Below are 20,073 nucleotides of genomic sequence, written 5' to 3'. Positions count from 1 at the left end.
ACAGAATATGACATGCGTATTTTATACCACTGAAACAGCATAACGGGCTCTCACCGCCTGGAATACAGGGCCGGAACACAGCCGGAACATGAAAGGAATTACCCTCATGTCCTCAAATGTCTTTCATATCCTGGCCCGCAAGGGCCGCGTGGTCATCACGGTCAGGGAGGACGATCCGGTTCTCTCCGTCGCGGAAACGCTGATACGCCACAATATCGGCGGCACGCCCGTCGTCGGTCCGGATGGCGGCCTCGTCGGCCTGGTCTCTGAAAGGATGATCGTCAGAGCGCTCGCAGAACGCGGGCAGGGGATTTCTTCCCTGTCCGCAAAAGACATCATGCTGAGAGATGTTCCCACAGCGAGTCCGGATGACAGCATTTACGATGTTGCCTGCCGGATGACCGTGTCGCGCAACCGGCATATGCCTGTCATTGAAGACGGCAAACTGAGCGGTCTGGTCAGCATCGGCGATCTCGTCAAACTGAGAGCCGAGAACGCCGAATATGAGGCGCGGGAACTTCAGGATTACGTCACGGGAAGCGATCACGGCGCCGTCCAGCCTCCGGGGGCCTCCCCTTTCGCCGGATGCGAGCCTCCCGGAGCATCTCATCCGGACAAGGTCACGCCTGAAACAGCGTCCTGATAAAACGATTTTCTGAATCCGGACGGACAGACATGACCGGTCCGACAACCGGAAACGGGCAGGCAGATGCTGAAAACCCTCAGATCAGGACAGGCGCTTCCGGAGACCCATGACCCGGCCTGCCATCAGGAAGCCATCCTCAGGGCTTTTCTCCCGACTGCGTCGTTGCCGCGACCGCGTCGCGTATCACCTGATTCCACAGATCGGAGAGCACAGGGTAGCTCTCCGACGGCGTATCGGGCCGGTGCAGCCGGTTGGTCAGCAGCACAACGGACAGATTCAGCTCCGGAGCAAACGCAAACTGCGTTCCGGTAAAACCGGGATGACCGAAAACCGGTGTCGTGACGCCGTCGATCTGCATCTTCCGGAATCCCAGCGCCTGTTTCGCATCAGACGGCGTCTGCTCAAAACGGGCCACAATCTCCGGTGACGCCAGCCGCCAGTTTCCGTAACATCCGCCATTCAGCAGCGTCTGGGCATAACGCCCGACATCGAGCGCCGTCGAGAATACCCCCGCATGTCCCGCAACGCCGCCCCAGCCGAACCAGCTGTTGGCGTCATTGGCCTGACCGACCAGAAACCCCGTACGATAGGAAACATGCACATCAGGAGAGGGCGGATACAGAACGGGATAGGGCTTCCCCGTCTCCACCATGCGCCGCTGATAAGCGTCGCCCTGAGAAGTCGCGGCGATGCGCGGAGCAAGGGTGGCCGATGGCAGATACCCCGTATCGGTCATGTCCTGCGGGACATACAGCTCCTGCCTGACATAGGTATCCAGCGGCAGGCCGGAAACATGAGAGACGACAGCGCCGAGAATCATGAAACCGAGATCGGAATAGGCCCATCGTTCGCCGATGCCATAACGGCGCGGAAGCCGGGCGAGCCAGGGCAGAACGCTGCCGCCGGCGTCACGATACAGCCAGCCCGGCTGCCACTCCCACAGCCCGGCGCGATGCGTAAGAAGCTGTTCGACCGTGACAGTCGCCTTATCCGTGCCGGCGAAGACCGGCAGAAGATCGCCCAGCCTGTCTTCGGGATGCAGACGCCCCTGACTGACCAGATGCATGACAGCGGCCGTCGTCGCCTCGACCTTGGTGACCGAGGCCATGTCGAAGAGCTCATCGTCATGCATCGGACGCGGCGAGGCCATGGGCACCGCCCGGCCGTCCGGACTGACCGTCAGATCCTGGGCCGCGCCAAAGGCCGCGAGATGCACGACATGACCGTTTTTCGCAATGAGCAGAACCGCTCCCGGATAGGATGCGTGAGGCCCGAGCCCGGCTTTCACATCCCGGTCAGCCGCGGCGAACCTGCCATTGTCCCGGCGGGCCGTAACCGCGCTGTCCAGTCGCGGGCAAAGCCCGGATGAGGGACCACCCGGCCTGGCGGCCCGGGATGTCCCATGGACAAGGATGCCGATCACTGCACAGGAAAGAAGAAACGCGGACCGGACGGAACTTTGTCTCATACCTGTCTTTCAGAAACCTGCCGTCACCGAGACGACACCGGCGAACCCTCCGCCGACATAATAGAGCGGCGTCTGTGCCGCGATCGTGCTGCCATAGATCCCTTTTGTCGCCTTCGCGTTGCCGACGAGACTGGACGCGCCGGACAGATAGCCGCTGTTGCCGAGATTGATCAGGTTCAGCTGAATCTGAGGATGTTTCACAAAATGGTAGCTCGGGAAACGATAGCCGAGTGTCACATTGGCGGTCATATAGGACGGGATCTTCTGATCATTCATGAATGTTGCGTATTGCGAGCCAACATAGTTCAGGTTGAAGCTCCCGAACATCCCTCCGTCATCATAGGAAAGACCGATCGCTCCGGAAAACTCCGGCGTATTGACCGCCGTCTTTCCACGGGTCGGCAGAAGATCGCCGCCGGACGCAAGGTTGTTGTCGATCGTGGCATGAAGATACTGGCCGGAAAGATACGGGCTGAAATGATGCCACGGACGCAGCCCGAGCTCCAGCGTGGCGCCCCGCGACGTCTGCCCGCCGGCGTTGATCGACGCCGTGGTAGGCACGCCATTGAGATAAACCGTCGAACTGAGCTGACGGTTTGTGAGATTATAGTTGAACAGCGCCGCGGAGATATTGACCAGACCATAATGCCGGTAGCCGATTTCCTCGCCGATGGAATATTCGGGTGCCAGATTTGTCGCACGGCTGTGGGCGATTGCTCCGGTCGTCGTGCTGAAATAATCCGCCATCGTCAGGATCGAGGACGGGGCGCGAAACGCCGTGGTCCCGTTAATATAGATCTGATCGTGCGGCGTGATCCTGTAACTGGCCGCAAACTGCGGCAGCGGTTCGGCATAATTGGCCGTCGTCTTGTAATGAGCGCCCGGAATCAACTGTGTCGACATGCGTGAGACCATCGCTTCTTTGAACCCGGCCTCGATCGTCAGACGGTCATCGAACGCCCTGAATTCATCGTGAATATAGAGGGCGTTTGTCTGCTGAACGAAATTGATATTGTATCGTGACAGCGGAATACCGGCCTGCGTGTAGATCGGATAGTCTCCGGTCATCGAGGCGATACGGCCTTCCCCGTCCGCCTCGGCATAAAAAGAGTGTTCCTGCTGCGTATAGTAGGAATACCAGTAACCGACAGAAAGTGTATTGTGCTTCGTTTTCCAGTGCAGCGCCGAATTCAGACCGCCATGGCGCTCGTGAAACGTGTCGATCGCCGCAGCGATGACCGAACTCGCCGACGACCCCACCTGTAACGGACCGGTATTCTGAGTGCCGACATAGCTGGTGCCGGTCGGCAGGCTGGTGCCGCCATCGCCGTAGCCCCAGAAATAGTTGTAATAGGGTGTCACGTCGGCGCTCAGAGAGTCGGTCAGCCGGAAATGCGTCGGCGCGCCAAGGATCAGAGAGTTTCTCTGATTTTCCTGAAAACGGTAATAGGACGAACCGCCTTTGCGAAAATCTGCGGCGTAGTTCGCCTTCGTGCCGAGCGCCTTCCACTGCGCCATGGAAGGTGTTTCCAGGTAATATCCGGTCGGACTGTTATAGGACAGAACGAACGCCGTGTGGCTGCCCTCTCCCCATTCCTTCACAGCTTTGGCGTCGACATGGTAGCGGGTGCTCCGTCCCGGCCCGCGCCAGTTATCCGCACCTTCGTACGAAAAAGACACGAAACTTCTGACCCCGCTATGCCCGATCTCACCACTGTCGACACGGCCGAACTCGCGGTTGAGACCATAGGAGCCATAAGCGAGGTTGATCAGGCCGCCGGCATGCTGAGACGGGTCGCGCAGCGTTTCCGAAAGCTGGCCACCCACCGCGTTATAGAGCGGCGCGGAGATGTCGGCGGACCCCTGCGAAAGGCTGATGCTCTGGATATTTTCGTTATCGGCCGTCGTTCCGGTAAAAATGAAGAAGTTCAGCGGGTCCGCCGCCGGAATCCCTTCATAGGTGTAGCCAAGCTCGAACTGCGTGAGCCCGCGAACGGAAAGGCTGACCTGCTGATCGCTGGTGCCCAGGGGATCACCGCTGCCGGTGACAACACCGGGCAGGCTCGCGACCATGGTCGTCGGGTTGCTGGTCGGACTTTGTCTGGCGATGAAATCCCGCGTCAGACCGCTGCGGGATTTTGCGGCCGTCTGCTCCGGCATGAGCCCGCCACCGGGCGTCGATCCCGTCACGCCGGTCGCCGTCTGCAGCGCGGCATGCACATTCACTTCCTCCGGAGAGGACTGCCGCGCGGCCATCATCGTCGGGCGCGGCGCGGAGTGTAGTGTGGCCGCCTCAGCCTGGGAGCGCAGGGGAGCACGTCCGGCGCCGTTCGCGCCTTTACCCGACACACCCTTTCCGGCGGCCAAGGGATGTCGCGGCGATATCGCTCCCTTCCGGTGAGAGGGCGCCTGCGCCGCTTCCGCCGTGCCCGCCTGGAGCGCCAGGAACGAGACAGACGCCAGGATCCGGCAAACACGATGGCGCATCACAGGTTCACTCCTGTCCAGAGAAGAAACGGAAACAGACTCCTGACGCCGCCGGCGCCGCTTCCGCAGATTATGTAAGTCCAATGTAATACCAGATATACACCGCACACAAGTCATTCTGGTATCGAATCATCGTTATCCGGGCAGCAACCGTATGTTCCGTCCAGCGATAACAACCGGCAACAGATAATATGTCCGAACCTCTCTCGGCCGGGAAAACTCCGATAAGGTATTGAACCGGTATGTTAAAAACATTATCACCGGCGCAGAGACGGGAGAACGTCATGACAATGCGGATGCCAGCGACCGGCAAAGCTTCCCCTTCCGGTTTCCGCCTCTCCCTCCACGCATCGTGACCTTCTCAGACGAACATTCCTTTGGCGAACATGCCACTTTTCGTCAGTCACCACGGGAACGCCGTCCCCGGCCGGCATCCCTGTTTCCGACACCGGCTTATACCAGCGATCTGATGTTCCCCTGTGTCGCCGGACTCCGCCTGATGCGGCCGGACCCCTTGCCGGCACGCCCCTGCCGCCGCCCTCGATCCGCCACGAAATTTCTTCCGGAGAACAGCGTGCGGGCACATGATCGTTGCGGCGACGGCCCGCACGCGGCATTTCAGGAAAGGACATCCGGAACAGAATGGACACCATGACACCGGAACAGCTTTTCGCCGCCCTGACCCCAAGCCCCGATGACCGGAAGCCGCTTTATCTCCAGGTCGGCGACCGGCTGCGCGATCTCATCGCCAGCGGAGCGCTGCGCCGTGGCGACGCCATGCCGCCGGAACGTGAACTGGCCGAAATGACCGGCGTCTCCCGTGTGACGATCCGCAAGGCGCTCGGACAACTCGTCGAAACCGGCATCCTGACCCAGAAACCGGGCGCCGGAACCTTTGTCGCCGGACGGATCGAGCAGCCGCTCTCCGCTCTGCTGGGCTTTTCAGAAGACATGCGCGCCCGCGGTTACGAACCCGGCTCGATATGGCTCGACAAATGCACGGCCGGCGCCAGCCCGGACGAAGCCATGGCTCTCGGCATCGCTCCAGGCGCCGGCGTCATCCGCCTGAAACGCATCCGCACAGCCAATGGCGAGCCCATGGCGATCGAAACAGCGGTGATCTCGCAGCATTATCTGCCGGACCCCGCCATGATCGGGGACTCGTTTTATGAAGCCCTGAAGGCCTGTCATCTGCTTCCGATGCGAGCCCTCCAGCGGATCCGCGCCCGTATCGCCAGCCCCCGCGAGACCGAATTGCTGCAGATCGACAGTCCGGACGCGGTTCTGGAAATCGAACGACGATCCTTTCTGGCGGATGGCCGGGTTCTCGAAGTCACCTTTTCATCCTATCGGGCGGATCTTTACGACTTTGTTGTCGAACTGCGGACTACGGGAGAAAAAGAATGAGCGGCATGCTCACCGCGATCGGTCTGATGAGCGGCACATCGCTCGACGGGGTGGACGCCGCCGTCATCCGGACGGACGGCGAGAGAATAGAAAGCTGCGGCCCGGCCCTCAGCCTGCCCTATTCGCCGGAACTGCGCGCGCGGGCGCGGGGGCTGCTCGATCGCGCCGCGTCTCTCCCGCCCGATGATCCGGAACTTCTCGCCACGGAGCAGGACATCACATTCCGGCATATCGAAGCGGTCCGGGAGCTTCACAGCCTGCTCCCGGATGTCGACCTCGTCGGGTTTCACGGACAGACGATCCTCCACGCCCCTGCCGAACGCCGGACCTGGCAGATCGGCGATGCGGACAGGCTCTCGCGCGAAACAGGGCTGGCCGTCGTTCACGATTTCCGCAGCGCGGACGTCGCCGCCGGCGGCGAGGGCGCCCCGCTTGTGCCATGGTTTCACGCCGCATTGCTGCGGGACGCACCGAAGCCGCTGGCCGTCCTCAATATCGGCGGTGTGGCGAATGTGACATTTATCGACACGGACGGCAGTATTCATGCCTGCGATACGGGGCCAGGCAACGCGCTGCTTGACGACTGGGCCTTTTCGCATACCGGGCAGGCCTGCGATGTGGACGGCAGGCTCGCACGCCAGGGGAAAGCCAGCCCCGCTCTGCTTGAAAAACTGCTGGCCGATCCGTATTTCGCCCGTCCCGCCCCCAAGTCGCTCGACCGGCAGAGTTTCGTATCCGCGCTGAAAACGGTGGCCGGCTGCACGCCGGAGGATGGCGCCGCCACGCTCTCGGCCTTTACCATCGAAGCGGTGCGCCGGGCGCGTCTGCCCGCGACACCGGTTTTGTGGTACGTCTGCGGCGGCGGCCGCCATAACCCGGTTCTGATGGAGGGGCTGAGACGCGCTCTTCAGGCCCCCGTCCGGCCGGTCGATGAGTCCGGCCTCGATGGCGACATGCTGGAAGCACAGTGTTTCGGGTTTCTGGCGGTGCGCGCTCTGCGCAATCTGCCTCTTTCCGCACCGACCATCACCGGAGCTCCGGCCATGCTGAGCGGCGGCCGCCTCACCTGCGCGGGCCTGTTCCCGATCCCGTACCGGCTCTTCGGTACGGAAAGAACGTGACCACAACATGGCTCTTCCGACGGCGGCCAGTTCTGAGCTTTATTTCCGCAACAGGATGACACCCCGGCCTCCGGTTTTATTCCGGGTATGAGAGACTGTTGCAAAATCCGCAAAGGATATTACGCGAAAAATCTTTGATAAAATTAATAAAAGTTTTTTGGTACCGCCTTTTTTTCAAAAAGGCGTTGTCTTCTGAAGCTTTTTGAAAAAAGCTTCACCAAAAACTTTTGTATAATATATCCGGATACTGCGCGAGATGGCTTATGACGCAGTCTCCGGGAGCTGAATTTAAATCATCCTTGCACCCGCCTCCGCCCACGCTCTATTCTGGCACCGTAATGACCATACCCCTGCGCCCCTCCCGCCTCGCCATCCTCCTGATCACCTTCGCCGTCATCGCGCACCCGGCCCACGCAGCGCCCCTCCTTTCCGCCGCGCGCGAAACCGCCATGACCGACCGTCTGAACCGGATCGTAAACGACGAAGCCAGTCTCAGGCTCTTTCTCCAGCCCATGCCCAAAGGCGGCGAACTCCACATCCACTCCTGGGGCACCGCCTTCGCCGAGACCGATCTCGCCTGGGCCCGCGACAAAGGCTTCTGCGCCGCCCCGCGCCCCGCCGCGCATTTCCTCCCGCCGCCCTGCCGGAACCCCCTCACCCGCCTCACCCCCGCCGACCGCACTGCCCTGATCGACGCCCTCACCGAAGCCTCCGCCACCGGTCCCGTCCTGCCCCGGCACGACCATTTCTTCGCCACCTTCGACACCGCCGCCCCGGTCGTCACCCACGCCCTGCCTGAGGAACTCGCCCTCCTCCGCGCCACAGAAGCCCGGCAGAACACAGGCTATGTCGAATTCATGTCGAGCCCCGACGCCGTCGACGCCATCGGCGAACGCGCCGCCACCCTTTCCTTCAGCCCGACACACCCGGAAAACCTCCGGACCGCCCTCACCCCACACCTACCAGCCGCTCTCACCGAAGCCAGTCACCAGATCGACCGCTGGACCGCCGAAGCCGACCACCTGCAAAACTGCCCCCGCACCGTCACATCCGGCGCGCGTCCCCTCACACCCTGCGCCGTCACTGTCCGCTTTCTCGCCACCGTCACCCGCACCGGCGCTCCCGCCCGCGTCTTCGGGGAAATGCTCGCCGCCTTCGCCCTCGCTCATGCCGACAGTCGCGTCGCCGGCGTCAATATCCTCGCTCCCGAAGACGACCCCACAGCCCTCGCCGATTACAGCCTGCACATGCAGATGTTCCGTTATCTCGCCACACAGTATCCCGATGTTCGCTATTCGCTGCATGCCGGTGAACTCACCCGCGCCGTCGTCCCGCCCGAAGCCCTCGCCTCCCACATCGCCGAAGCCGTCGCCGCCGGCGCGTCCCGCATCGGTCACGGCACCGACATCGCCTCGGAAGACCACGCCGCCGACACCCTCACCGCAATGGCCCGCCGCCCCGTCGCCGTCGAAATCAACCTCACCAGCAACGATGTCATCCTCGGCGTCCACGACGCCGCCCACCCCCTGCGCCTCTACCTCCGCGCCGGCGTCCCCGTCACCCTCTCCACCGACGATCCCGGCGTGCTACGCACCGACCTGACGCAGGAATACGTCCGCGCCGTCCGCGAACACCACCTCACCTGGTCCGAAATCCGGAACATCACCCGAAACTCTCTGGAATTTTCCTTCCTCCCCGGTCAGAGCCTCTGGCAGAACCACCAGCCCGGAACTCCCGTCCCGCCCTGCGCCCCGCTTGCCGACACCCCAACACCAGCCTGCGCCGCTTTCCTGAAAACCAGTGAAAAAGCCAGGCAGCAATGGCAATTCGAACAGGACACAGCCCGCTTCGAGACCGAAACCGTCGCCCGCCCGTTCTGAATCCGGTTTTCCAGGAATGTCTTATCCTTAATAAAAGTTTTTGGGTGCCGCCTTTTTTCAAAAAGGCGGCGTCTCTGAAGCTTTTTGAAAAAAGCTTCACCAAAAACTTCTTTTTAATTTATCAGAACAACCCGGCCTTCACCCCTTCCCGCCATCGCGCGGCTGCGCCTGTCCCGTCACACGCTGCCAGTATTCATCAGCCCGTTTCTCGAACGTCGCCGCATCCCGCGCATCGCTCTGATACAGCGTCCCCTTCGGAACCGGCGCATACTCCTGCTCCACCCAGCCACGCGGATCACCATGCGGAAAGCGATACCCGACATGCCCCAGCGCCTCCGCTCCCTTGTAATGCGCATCCCGCAGATACAGCGGCACAGGCGCGGGCGGACGGCTCTTCACATACTGCATCGCCGCCGAAATCCCCCGACACGCCGAGTTGGATTTCGGTGCCCGCGCCACATGCAGCGCCGCGTGAGCCAGCACGATCTGCGCCTCGGGATACCCGATCTTCTCCACAGCATGCAGCGCCGCCACCGCGGTCTGCAACGCCGTATTGTCCGCCAGCCCCACATCCTCGGAGGCATGAATCATGATCCGCCGCGCAATAAACCGCGGATCTTCCCCGCCATGAATCAGCCGCGCCAGCCAGTACAGCGTCGCGTCCGGATCAGACCCCCGCATCGATTTCAGAAAAGCCGAGACCACATCATAATGCGCATCCCCGGAACGGTCATGGTTGACCGGCGCCGCCGCATAAACCTCATCCAGCATCGCGTCAGTGACGACCACCCGCCCCGTCCCGTGCCCGACAGTCAGACTCTCCAGCGCCGTCAGCGCCCGCCGCGCATCGCCGCCCGACCGCCCCGCAATCACCCGGACCTGCCCGTCCGTCAGCACCGCGTCCACACCCTCATCGCGCAGATGCCCGATGCCGCGCCGCACCACCTGCTCCATCTCCTCCAGCGTCAGCGGCTCCAGCTTCAGGATCGTCGAGCGCGAGACCAGCGCCGGCGTCAGCACATGATACGGATTGCCCGTCGTCGCCCCGATGAAATCCGCCGTCCCCTCCTCGCAGATCGCCAGAAGATCGTCCGTCTGCGTCGATGAAAACCGCTGCACCTCATCGACAAAAATCAGCAGCGGCGTCATCCGCGCCTCATCCGCCAGCCTGCGAATGTCCGACACCCCGCTCCGCGTCGCATGCAGCGGACGAAAGCTTTTGCCAAGCATGTTCCCCACCGCCCGCGCGATCGAGGTCTTGCCCACCCCCGGTGGCCCGTAAAGAATAACGCTGCCCAGCGCCCCACCTGCGATCCGCCGCCGCAGAACCGACCCCGACGCAACCACCGCCGACTGCCCGATCACATCATCCAACGTCGCCGGACGCAGCTGCGCAGCCAGCGGCGCCCGCCCCGCAGGCGTCCCGCTGTCGAAAAGATCACTCATCCGTCGCCCCGAAAGAATTCCATATCACACCCCGACCCGCTGTTTTTCTAAAGACATCGGCCAGAAAGGAAACACCACGAACGCATACCCGCCGGGACCGCACACTTCGCGCGCAAACCCGCTTGCCACACTCGTTTCGGAGCAGTCATGATCGTCCCCATGCGCCATATCCTCCCCGTTCTCGCCCTGCTGCTCCCCGCCACCACCCTCGCAGCACCCGCTCCCGCACCGGCCCTCAACCCCGCCGAGATCGTGGCCCACGCCCCGGACAGCGCCTGGAGCGACGTTCCCGAAAACCGTCTCCTGGTCATGACCCTGGCCAGCGGTCCGCAGATCGTCATCGAACTCGCCCCGCAGTTCGCCCCGGTCCACACCGCCAACGTCATGCGCCTGGCCCACGCCCGCTGGTGGGATAACGGCGCCATCGTCCGCGTCCAGGACAATTACGTCGTGCAGTGGTCTGCCCCGGACCAGAAAGCAAAGCCACCCGCCGGTTTCGTCGCACGCCCGCCCGCCGAATACGACCGCCCCGCTCAGGGCGTCGCCATCCGCCCGCTCGGCTTCCCGGCCCCCTACGCCCCGTCCTCCGGTTTCGCCGATGGCTGGCCCGTCGGAACAGATGGCGGCCGCGTCTGGGCCGCCCATTGCTACGGCATGATCGGCGTCGCACGCGACATGCCACCCGATACCGGAAACGGGCAGGAACTCTACGCCGTCAGCAGCGAAGCCCCGCGCCAGCTCGACCGCAACCTCGCCATGACCGGCCGCGTCCTGACCGGCATGGAAACGCTCGGCGCACTGCCACGCGGCACAGCCAGCCTGGGATTTTACGCCGATAAATCACAGAATATCGTCATCCGCAGCATCACCCCGGCCACAGACCTGCCCGCCACGCAGCAGCCGCACCTCCAGGTCATGCGCACCGGCAGCCCGACCTTCACGGACTACCTGAACGCCCGCGCCAGCCGCACGGATCAGTTCTTCGTCCGCCCCGCCCACGGCGTCGCCCTCTGCAACGTCCCCGTCCCGGTCCGCCAGAAACCCGCCATCACATCCCCCTGACACACCCCGCTCTCCCGGCATCCGCAACACGTCAGCCCTCGCCGACCGGCTCACTGACTCCAAGCCGACGAGAAACCCGGATTTTTCACAACCCAGAAAAAAACCGGGTCGCAGGCTCACCAGAGCCGGGGGAGCAGCCGCCAGCTATAAGCACGGCACTCCAGCCATGCCGGCCCGAAAGCGCCGGACAGCGCGCGCTCCTCAATGGTGATCCGTCGCAGAAACACCACAGGCAGCGGAACGGTCATCATAAACAGCGAAAGCCCGTTATCGGGCAGAAGTCCGACCCCCAAGCAGCGCCCACGGGCGAACCTTCCGGCCGACAGTAACTCCGGCCAGCGGCAGCTCCGCCCGAACGACAGACCCGGAAGCAGGACAGGACAGGACACTCGACAGGCACAGGACAGCCGGTCATATCCATGATGCAACTAAATCCGGGTCACAACAACAATGCCGCAGCCCTTCCCCGACAATACGCCCCGCTCCGCTCCCGCCCTCCGGACCGGAACCATCCGCCGCCCTGCCGCCCTCATCCGTCTCGCCCGCGCCGCCGCCCTCCTGGGCAGCCTCACGGTCACCGCCGCGCGGGCGCAAACCCCCGCCCCCTGGCCTGTCAAGGTCGTCATCCTCACCACATTCGAAAACGGCAACGACACCGGCGACAAGCCCGGCGAGCTGCAGCTCTGGGCCGAACGCGAACACCTCACCGAAAAAATCGACTTCCCCGGCGGCGTCCACCCCATCCTCGCCACCCCCGATCACTCCGAAATCGTCGTCCTCACCGGCATGACTCTCGTCAACGCCGGCGCATCGGTCATGGCTCTCGGCACCGATCCGCGCTTCGATCTCCGCCAGAGCTACTGGCTCGTCGCCGGCATCGCAGGCGTCGACCCGGCAGTCGCCTCCGTCGGCTCCGCCGCCTGGGCCCGCTACGTCGTCAATGATGTCGCCCAGTCCATCGACATGCGCGAAGCCCCGTCAGACTGGCCCTACGGACTCTATGTCAACGGCACTACCCGCCCGGACACGCTGGACGGCACCGGCTCCAGCTCCAGCCCCGGCATCAGTCCCGCAACCGATCACGGCCCCATGGCCGATTACCCCATCGTCTTCCCGCTCAACGCCGGCCTCGCGCAATGGGCCTGGCAGACCACGCGCGACACCGCGCTCATGAACACTCCGGCAATGGCACAGTTCTCAAAAGGCTGGTCAGCCTACACCGGCGCCCGTCACGCCCCCGCCGTCATCATGGGCGACAGCTTCGCCTCCGATCTTTACTGGCACGGCACCCATCTCAATCACTACGCCCGCGACTGGGTCCGCCTGTTCACCGCCGGGCACGACGTCTTCGCCATGAGCAACATGGAGGATTCCGCCATCGCCGCCGCCATGACCCGCCTCGACCACATGCACCGCGCCGATTTCCGCCGCCTCATGGTTCTGCGCACCGCCTCCAACTACACCCTGCCGCCGAAAGGCCAGACCACCCTGCAATCCGTCACCGCCTCCTACCCCGACGACGGCATTCCCGCCTATGAGGCCGCCTGGCGCGTCGGCAGCAAGGTCGTCCACACCCTCATCGCCGGCTGGCCGCGCTACGCCACCACCATCCCTGCTGTCGCGACCGATCCTTAATAAACCGATGATATTGAAACCGGATCATGATTACCCGTCATTCAGACAGGGTTATATTGAACCGTCATTACGGCTATCTTTCTTCGGAAAGATCGTCAGAAACAGACTAACAGGAAAATAACGTGAAAGTAGCCCTCGCTCTGTTCGTTAAAAATGAAGTGCAGGATATCGGTTCCTGGATCGGATGGCACTTCGCACAGGGCGTGGACAAGCTCTTTATCTTCGATGACCACTCCACAGACGGCACATATGAGGTCATCCAGGCCGCCTCCACCATCCGCGATATCGAACTCACCCGCACCGACCCGGTCGCCACCCCGGATTTCTACTGGCGCCAGGCGAACTCCTTCATGGAAGCCTGCCGCAGATCCGTCGGCGTTTTCGACTGGATTGGCTTCCTCGACGGCGACGAATATCTCTCGCTGGACGAAGCCCCCGCCATCGGCGACTTCCTCGCGAAATTCGACGGTTTCAACGCCGTCGGTCTGAACTGGCGCATCTACGGCAGCGGCCATCGCGTGCTGAAAACCAAAATCCCCGCTTACGACGCCTTCAGATTCCACGCGACGAAGGATCTCGACGACCAGCGCCTGATCAAGAGCTTCATCCGGCCAGAAACCTGTTCCTCGGAATACATCAACCCGCACCGCTTCAGCGTCGAAGGCATGAACTACGCCGATGCCTGCGGCCAGCCGATCACCTGGGTCGCCGAGGCCTGCAAAACCATCGACTGGACCCATGCCGCCATCAATCACTATTTCAGCCGTACGATGGAGCATTACGTCGAGCGTATCCGCAAGCGCGCCGGCGCCGACCTGGCCGATTCAACCGGATACTGGGATCATTTCAACCGCAACGACATCTACCGGGAAGAACGCCCCGAAACCATCGCGAAAGCGAACGCCATCGCGCAGCAGATCAAAGAAGCCTGCGTCCGGACTTACGCCGCCTCCCTCTCCGGCTTCCCGGCCATCCCCTTCGGTCGCGGTCCGGCCGGAAAGGTCTTCGGTCTCCGCACCCATACCGGCCACGGCATCGCCCTCAATCAGCACAACCGGTTCATGCACCAGCACCCGGAAGACGATGCATCGCCGAAAATCTCAGGGATCATCTACAACGATGATCCCGGACATATTTATCTCGTCGCGGAGAACGGCCATGCGGTCGATAACATTCCGTTCTATATAAAGAACGATGAGCGTTACCTCTGCGCCTATAAATTCATCATCGAAAAAGCCGGAGACAGCGACGGCATCCATCTGAAATCCCCCGTCACCGGCAAGTATCTCTGCTTCATTCCGCTGGACCACGGCGCCGCCATCGAATGTAACCGCGATGCCGCCTCCGACTGGGAAACCCTCTTCCTCAGCGAGAAAACCAGCAGCGGCGTCACGCTGTCGAACTGCCCGCTTCACATGGAGACAAAACAGAAATTCCTGGATTTCGTCAGGCTGCATGGCAGCACCCTGTCTTACAATGACCTCCTTCTCGCCCTGTGCAGCCTGCCCCGCGCCGCCCGGACGGACGTTATGGAAGACAAGGAAAACACCATCATCTCCTGGCTCTGATCCCCTCGCACCCGGCGCCGGTCATCAGCAAACCGGAACCGGGTTTCGCCAGAACCTGAAAAAATCGTCCTGTGTTTTGGTGATATATTATAAGAGAGCCCCGAAATCAGGATTTTCGGCGCGGGGATCTGTTCTGTCCGGAAGGTTTTAGGGGCTTTGCCCCGAACCCCACAAAGGGACGCAGTCCCTTTGATCCCGGTCTGTCAGAAACTACTTTAACAAACTGATGACGTTGTATTCTTTAAATCCCCGTCATCTGTTCAGCCAGACCAGCAAGCCCTCCACGATAAACCTTCAATATAAAAACAATAAAAGTTTTTGGGTGCCGCCTTTTTTCAAAAAGGCGGCGCTCCCCGCATCCTCCCGAAAAAGCTTCACCAGAAAAAAGCCCCCCTACAATATTGAAGCCACCCGACATTCAGCCATACTAACAAGACTCATCACCCGGCCCGGCGAACCGGATCGGCCTTGCGGGAACAGCCCATGTACACACCACCGGATTTCCGCGACGACGACAAAGACAGCATCCGGGCCACAATCCGCTCAGTCGGCCTGGCCAGCTTCGTCACCGCCACACCGGACGGCCCTGTCACAACCCCGCTTCCCCTCTTCCTCGAGGAAACCGAAGGTGAACACGGCGTTCTCTACGGCCACCTTGCAAGAGCCAACCCCCAGTGGCGTCAGCCATCTCTCGGAGACGCCCTGGCAATCTTCTCAGGACCGGACGCCTACATCACCCCCGCCTGGTATCCGGCCAAAAAAGAAACCGGAAAGGTCGTCCCGACCTGGAACTACATCGCCGTCCACGCTTACGGCCCCGTCGAATTTTTCACCGATACCGACCGCCTGCTCGCTGTCGTGCAACGCCTGACAGACCGGCACGAACGCGACCGCGCCACGCCCTGGGCCGTCTCCGACGCACCGCCGGATTTCATAAACGCTCTCCTCCGCGGCATCGTCGGCCTCCGCATGCCCGTCACCCGGATCGAAGGAAAACGTAAGATGAGCCAGAACAAAAGCGACGCCGACCGGGCAGCCATCGCCGCCGGCCTCTCCGCCAGCAACCGGCCTTCGGACCGTCAGGTCGCATCCCTCGTCCCAGTGCGGAAACAGAGCTGACGAAACCATCTTTCATCAGCAGGACAACAACTTTTTCACGACTTTAACCCGGACCCACAGACTTTGTCCGGCCATAACAAAGGCGTTTATGTACCTTGCAAACAGGAGACAAAGCATGGCTCTGCCCTTCACTTTTTAATTTAACAAACCGGGATCAAAGGGACTGCGTCCCTTTGTGGAGGCTCGGGGCAAAGCCCCGAAAAGCCATCCCGCCCGCATTCGCAAAACACATAAACGCCAGAACAAAAAGGGGTGAAGAGGTCTGAACCCTCTTCACCCCCTTTCAGATTAACAAACCCGGATCAAAAGGACCGCATCCCCTTTACCGGACCGGGGACAGTACCCCGAAAAGAACGGCTCAGTTCTTACCCGGATATCCGGCCTCAACCTTCTGCTTCACGCTCTCAGGCAGCGCCACATAATCCAGCCCCTTCGCCGTCGCATCACCCGTGCGGAACGAATAATCAAAGAACGAGTAAACAGCCTTTCCGCGAGCCGCATCCTTCGGCGCCGTCGGAACCAGAACGAACGTCGCCGACATGATCGGCCACACGCCCTTGCCCTCGCCATCCAGCAGATCCACCGCGAAATGCGAGGCATGATCCCAGTCCGCCGAAGCCGCCGCCGCCGAGAAGCTCGTCAGATCAGCCGTCACGAACTCGCCCGCCTTGTCCTGCAGCAGCGCCGTCGGAATGCCGTTGCGCCGCGCATAGGCATACTCGACATAGCCGATGCCGCCCTCGGTCGCCCGCACCGAAGCGCCGACACCGTCATTACCACGCGCGCCCGCACCACCCGGCCACTGAACCGACGTCGCCGCGCCTACGGCGTCTTTCCATGCCGGCGACACTTTGGTCAGATAGGAGGTGAACACGAAGGACGTGCCCGAACCGTCAGCACGATGCACCGCCGCGATCGCCGTGTCCGGAAGCTTCAGGCCCGGATTCAGCGCCACGATCTTCGGATCGTTCCAGGCCGTGATGTTGCCGAGATAAATCTCCGCCAGAACCGGTCCCGTCAGCTTCAGCTGATTGGAAGCAATCCCCGGAATGTTCACGATCGGAACAATGCCGCCCATCACCGTCGGAAACTGATACAGAGACGCCGAAGCCAGCTTCTCCGGCGCCATCGGCGCATCGGACGCCCCGAAATCGACCGTGCCCGCCGTCACCAGGTTCTGACCGGCGCTCGATCCGACGCTCTGATAATTCAGCGCAATGCCCGTCGACGCCTTCGCCTTGTCGCCCCATGCCTGATAGATCGGCGCCGCAAAGCTCGATCCGGCCCCCGTGATCTCGGCCGCGGAAGCCTGAGCCGCGGACGCAAACAGACCGGCAGGCGCCGCTGTCAGCATGAGCACTGCAAGAAAGCGATGACAGGACAGCATGTCTTACTCCTCAAAACGACCGGCACAACACCGGCCACAGGCGCTCATTCAGCACCATTCCACGCCCCTCCTACTCCACTTCCCCGGAGCAGAAAAATGATGTCTCTATGACAACGCCATGCGGCCCGGAACGTCCCCCTTCGACAGCGACTTCCCGATTTTCGCGATCAGCCCCCGGTCAGCGTCATGAACGCCGCCCCTCCCTCCCGCGTCAAAGACACCAGCGCGACAGCACCGACCGCCCGCACATTCCGCCGGCCGCGACACCCTGCCCCGCTCCATCAGAACAGGGGCTCATGACCAGCGTCACCATTCCCACAGCCTGATCTGCGCGCGCCATACCTCGTAATCATGCCCGGAGCGATGTCCGCGGCAACGATAAAGCCCTTATCCCCACGAACCACCCGTCACGGATCAGCCCGCCCGCCGGCCAGGACGCTCTCGCCATCACCCGCGCCTGCCTGGAACGAAACATCATCCTCGCCCCCGGAAACGTCTTCAGCATCTCGCAGTCAGCCTCCCGCTTCCTGCGCTTCAACGTCGCCCAGTCCACCGATCCCCGCGTCATCACCGTTCTTCAGGAAATGCTGAAATCGTGAGATTGTTCGCCGTAAAGATCACGGATCTGGCCCAGAGCAGGGCCTTGCCCTCCACGATAAGTCTTTAATAAAAAACAGCAAAAGTTTCTGGGTGCCGGCTTTTTTTCAAAAAGGCGGCGTCTTCTGAAGCTTTTTGAAAAAAGCTTCACCAAAAACTTCTTTATATAAGAGAGCTCCGGGCAGACTTTTTAAACAGTCTTTCAATAAACTGTAATAAAAAGAACCACGTCCCCTTATGGGGCTCGGGGCAAAGCCTCGAAAACCAGAACCGCTCCCTCAGAAGCTCTCGCGTTCGATCTGTTCTGTCGGAAGAGCCTGCGCCGCCCTGGATGCGGATATCTCCATCCCGCCCGACCGCATCAGGCCATAGACACCCGCCGCCATCGCCGCCCCGATCATGGGCGCAACGACGAACAGCCAGAGCTGGGACACCGCTTCAGACCCCGCGAAAAGTGCAGGACCAATACTGCGCGCCGGATTGACCGAGGTATTGTCGACAGGGATCGAAACCAGATGAATCAGCGTCAGCACCAGCCCGATGGCGAGCCCGGCAAATCCCACCGGCGCCTTCACATCCGTCGAGCCAAGCACGGTAAGAACAAGAAACGCGGTCATCACCACTTCACACAGAAAAGCCGCCGGCATGCTGTAATGATCCGGAGAACGGATGCCATAGCCGTCACTGCCAAACCCCGCGCCAAGACTGAACTCCGGCGCTCCGCTCGCAATGACATACAGCACCGCCGCCGCCGCAACCGCCCCGAGAACCTGAGCGGCCCAGTAACCGGCGATACGGGAACCCGGAAACTTTCCGGCCAGAAAAAGTCCCAGTGTGACAGACGGATTTACATGACACCCGGAAACCGGACCGATGGTGTAGACCATGGCCAGAAGAGAAAGGCCGAAGGCAAGAGCCACACCGGCAAAACCGATATGCCCCCCGGCCAGAACGGCACTTCCGACACCTCCCATGACCAGCACGAAAGTTCCGACGAACTCAGCAAAGCAGGCTTTCATGGGAACCCCGCACGCAACAGGATATCTGGGAGCAGGATGCTGGCACGAACACGGCTGATTTGCACATTAATTTTTGCGTCTGTCTAAAAATTCGTCCCAGACCGGCGCTCCCGATCACCCGCCCGGACCGGAGCCGCCATAACCGGCACAGGCCCGCATCATCCGACTCTCACTTATAAAGCTGATCGAAAACAACCCCGTCCGAGAAATGGGTTTTCTGAACAGAAGTCCATCCTCCCAGGCTGGCCACGTCGAACGTCTCCACTTTCGGAAACACATCCCCGTGCCGCGCCAGCACTGCCTCATCCACCGGCCGGAAATAATGCTTCGCGCCGATCTCCTGCCCCTGCGGTGAGAACAGAAACTCGACATAGGCCTGCGCCACCGCCTCCGTGCCGTGCGCCTTCACCGTCCTGTCGACAACCGCCACCGGCGGCTCCGCCAGCACCGTCACCGACGGCACCACCAGATCGAACTGATCCGGCCCGATATCGCGCGCCGCCATCAGCGCCTCATCCTCCCACGCAATCAGAACATCCCCCAGATGCCGCTGCACGAAAGAATTGGTCGCCCCGCGCGCACCGGTGTCCAGAACCGGCACATGCTTAAACAGCGCTTTCAGATAAGCCTTCGCCGCATCCTCGGAATTTCCGTTCTTCCGCAGCGCCCAGCCCCAGGCCGCCAGATAATTCCACCGCGCCCCGCCCGAAGTCTTCGGATTGGGCGTGATCACCTGAACATCGTCGCGGATCAGATCCGGCCAGTCATGAATCCCCTTCGGATTCCCCTTGCGGACCAGAAACACGATCGTGCTCGTATAGGGCGTGGAATTATGCGGCAGCCGCTTCTGCCAGTCCGCCGCCAGAAGCCCGTGCTGCGCCAGAATGTCGATGTCATACGCCAGCCCCAGCGTCACCACATCCGCCGGCGCCCCCTCCAGAACCGAACGCGCCTGCGCCCCCGACCCGCCATGCGAGGACTTCACCAGAACCCGGTCATCCGGATGCGCCTTCGTCCAGTTTCCGGAGAACACCTTATTGATTTCGGTATAAAGCTCCCGCGTCGGGTCATAGGACACATTGAGCAGCGAATAGGTCGCCGCCCTTGCCGCCCGGCTCAGCACACCGCCAGCCAGAACCGCCGCCCCGGCCATGACCGAGCCTCTGAGAACAGAACGACGGGAAAACAGAGAATCGCGATAAGACATCGTTTTCATTTCCACAAAAGACAC

At 61.7% G+C, this 20,073-nt stretch carries 17 protein-coding genes; 8 read left to right on the top strand and 9 right to left on the bottom strand.

The window, feature by feature from the left end; genetic code table 11:
* The first annotated feature begins 106 nt into the window (after positions 1-106).
* Complete coding sequence (locus GOB93_RS12490; RefSeq protein WP_173583838.1) at positions 107-643, top strand: CBS domain-containing protein; 537 nt, start codon at positions 107-109, stop codon at positions 641-643.
* Positions 644-782: 139 nt separating this feature from the next.
* Here GOB93_RS12490 and GOB93_RS12485 read toward each other — a convergent pair whose 3' ends face one another.
* Both GOB93_RS12485 and GOB93_RS12480 read right to left on the bottom strand, forming a co-directional pair.
* Positions 783-2,114: a serine hydrolase domain-containing protein gene (locus GOB93_RS12485; protein WP_173583837.1), complete on the bottom strand. Its 1,332-nt coding sequence runs from the start codon at positions 2,112-2,114 to the stop codon at positions 783-785.
* A 9-nt stretch (positions 2,115-2,123) separates the two neighbouring features.
* Positions 2,124-4,601 carry a TonB-dependent receptor gene (locus GOB93_RS12480; protein WP_173583836.1) on the bottom strand — a complete coding sequence of 826 codons (2,478 nt, stop codon included), beginning with the start codon at positions 4,599-4,601 and terminating at the stop codon, positions 2,124-2,126.
* Positions 4,602-5,243: 642 nt separating this feature from the next.
* Between GOB93_RS12480 and GOB93_RS12475 the strand changes: the two genes are divergently transcribed.
* The 3 genes from GOB93_RS12475 (at position 5,244) to GOB93_RS12465 (ending at position 9,009) form a co-directional block, all read left to right on the top strand.
* Positions 5,244-6,008 carry a GntR family transcriptional regulator gene (locus GOB93_RS12475; protein ID WP_242010751.1) on the top strand — a complete coding sequence of 255 codons (765 nt, stop codon included), beginning with the start codon at positions 5,244-5,246 and terminating at the stop codon, positions 6,006-6,008.
* The gene (locus GOB93_RS12470; RefSeq protein WP_173583835.1) at positions 6,005-7,129 is read left to right on the top strand and encodes an anhydro-N-acetylmuramic acid kinase; all 1,125 of its coding nucleotides are present in this window, start codon (positions 6,005-6,007) and stop codon (positions 7,127-7,129) included. Before GOB93_RS12475 ends, GOB93_RS12470 begins: the two co-directional genes overlap by 4 nt.
* A gap of 338 nt (positions 7,130-7,467) precedes the next feature.
* Positions 7,468-9,009, top strand: a complete 1,542-nt coding sequence (locus tag GOB93_RS12465) for an adenosine deaminase family protein (RefSeq protein WP_173583834.1) — start codon at positions 7,468-7,470, stop codon at positions 9,007-9,009.
* 138 nt (positions 9,010-9,147) lie between these two features.
* On the opposite strand, the gene GOB93_RS12460 is transcribed toward GOB93_RS12465, so the two are convergent.
* Positions 9,148-10,455, bottom strand: coding sequence for a replication-associated recombination protein A (locus GOB93_RS12460; RefSeq protein WP_173583833.1), 1,308 nt, complete (start codon positions 10,453-10,455; stop codon positions 9,148-9,150).
* A 147-nt stretch (positions 10,456-10,602) separates the two neighbouring features.
* On the opposite strand from GOB93_RS12460, the gene GOB93_RS12455 reads away from it, so the two are divergent.
* The gene (locus GOB93_RS12455; protein WP_173583832.1) at positions 10,603-11,517 is read left to right on the top strand and encodes a peptidylprolyl isomerase; all 915 of its coding nucleotides are present in this window, start codon (positions 10,603-10,605) and stop codon (positions 11,515-11,517) included.
* Between the two features lie 116 nt (positions 11,518-11,633).
* Here GOB93_RS12455 and GOB93_RS22025 read toward each other — a convergent pair whose 3' ends face one another.
* Positions 11,634-11,768 carry a hypothetical protein gene (locus tag GOB93_RS22025; protein ID WP_277877264.1) on the bottom strand — a complete coding sequence of 45 codons (135 nt, stop codon included), beginning with the start codon at positions 11,766-11,768 and terminating at the stop codon, positions 11,634-11,636.
* A 199-nt stretch (positions 11,769-11,967) separates the two neighbouring features.
* On the opposite strand from GOB93_RS22025, the gene GOB93_RS12450 reads away from it, so the two are divergent.
* The 3 genes from GOB93_RS12450 (at position 11,968) to GOB93_RS12440 (ending at position 15,839) form a co-directional block, all read left to right on the top strand.
* Positions 11,968-13,152: a purine-nucleoside phosphorylase gene (locus tag GOB93_RS12450; RefSeq protein WP_173583831.1), complete on the top strand. Its 1,185-nt coding sequence runs from the start codon at positions 11,968-11,970 to the stop codon at positions 13,150-13,152.
* Positions 13,153-13,274: 122 nt separating this feature from the next.
* Positions 13,275-14,720 carry a glycosyltransferase family 2 protein gene (locus tag GOB93_RS12445; protein WP_173583830.1) on the top strand — a complete coding sequence of 482 codons (1,446 nt, stop codon included), beginning with the start codon at positions 13,275-13,277 and terminating at the stop codon, positions 14,718-14,720.
* Positions 14,721-15,203: 483 nt separating this feature from the next.
* Complete coding sequence (locus GOB93_RS12440) at positions 15,204-15,839, top strand: FMN-binding negative transcriptional regulator (RefSeq protein WP_173583829.1); 636 nt, start codon at positions 15,204-15,206, stop codon at positions 15,837-15,839.
* A 358-nt stretch (positions 15,840-16,197) separates the two neighbouring features.
* Here GOB93_RS12440 and pstS read toward each other — a convergent pair whose 3' ends face one another.
* The 5 genes from pstS to GOB93_RS12420 form a co-directional block, all read right to left on the bottom strand.
* Complete coding sequence (gene pstS / locus GOB93_RS12435) at positions 16,198-17,226, bottom strand: phosphate ABC transporter substrate-binding protein PstS (RefSeq protein ID WP_173583828.1); 1,029 nt, start codon at positions 17,224-17,226, stop codon at positions 16,198-16,200.
* A 211-nt stretch (positions 17,227-17,437) separates the two neighbouring features.
* A complete protein-coding gene (locus tag GOB93_RS22020) occupies positions 17,438-17,566 on the bottom strand; it encodes a hypothetical protein (RefSeq protein WP_277877263.1) in 129 nt (42 codons plus the stop codon).
* Positions 17,567-17,575: 9 nt separating this feature from the next.
* Positions 17,576-17,794: a hypothetical protein gene (locus tag GOB93_RS12430; protein ID WP_173583827.1), complete on the bottom strand. Its 219-nt coding sequence runs from the start codon at positions 17,792-17,794 to the stop codon at positions 17,576-17,578.
* Positions 17,795-18,101: 307 nt separating this feature from the next.
* A complete protein-coding gene (gene aqpZ / locus GOB93_RS12425) occupies positions 18,102-18,842 on the bottom strand; it encodes an aquaporin Z (RefSeq protein WP_173583826.1) in 741 nt (246 codons plus the stop codon).
* 169 nt (positions 18,843-19,011) lie between these two features.
* Positions 19,012-20,049, bottom strand: a complete 1,038-nt coding sequence (locus GOB93_RS12420; RefSeq protein ID WP_173583825.1) for a sulfate ABC transporter substrate-binding protein — start codon at positions 20,047-20,049, stop codon at positions 19,012-19,014.
* Positions 20,050-20,073: the final 24 nt, after the last annotated feature.

This window comes from Acetobacter musti (genome assembly GCF_011516835.1).
In the GTDB taxonomy this organism is placed as follows: Bacteria; Pseudomonadota; Alphaproteobacteria; order Acetobacterales; family Acetobacteraceae; genus Acetobacter; species Acetobacter musti.
The sequence above is the reverse complement of the archived record's forward strand: the minus strand, read 5'-3'. Positions and strand labels throughout refer to the sequence as shown.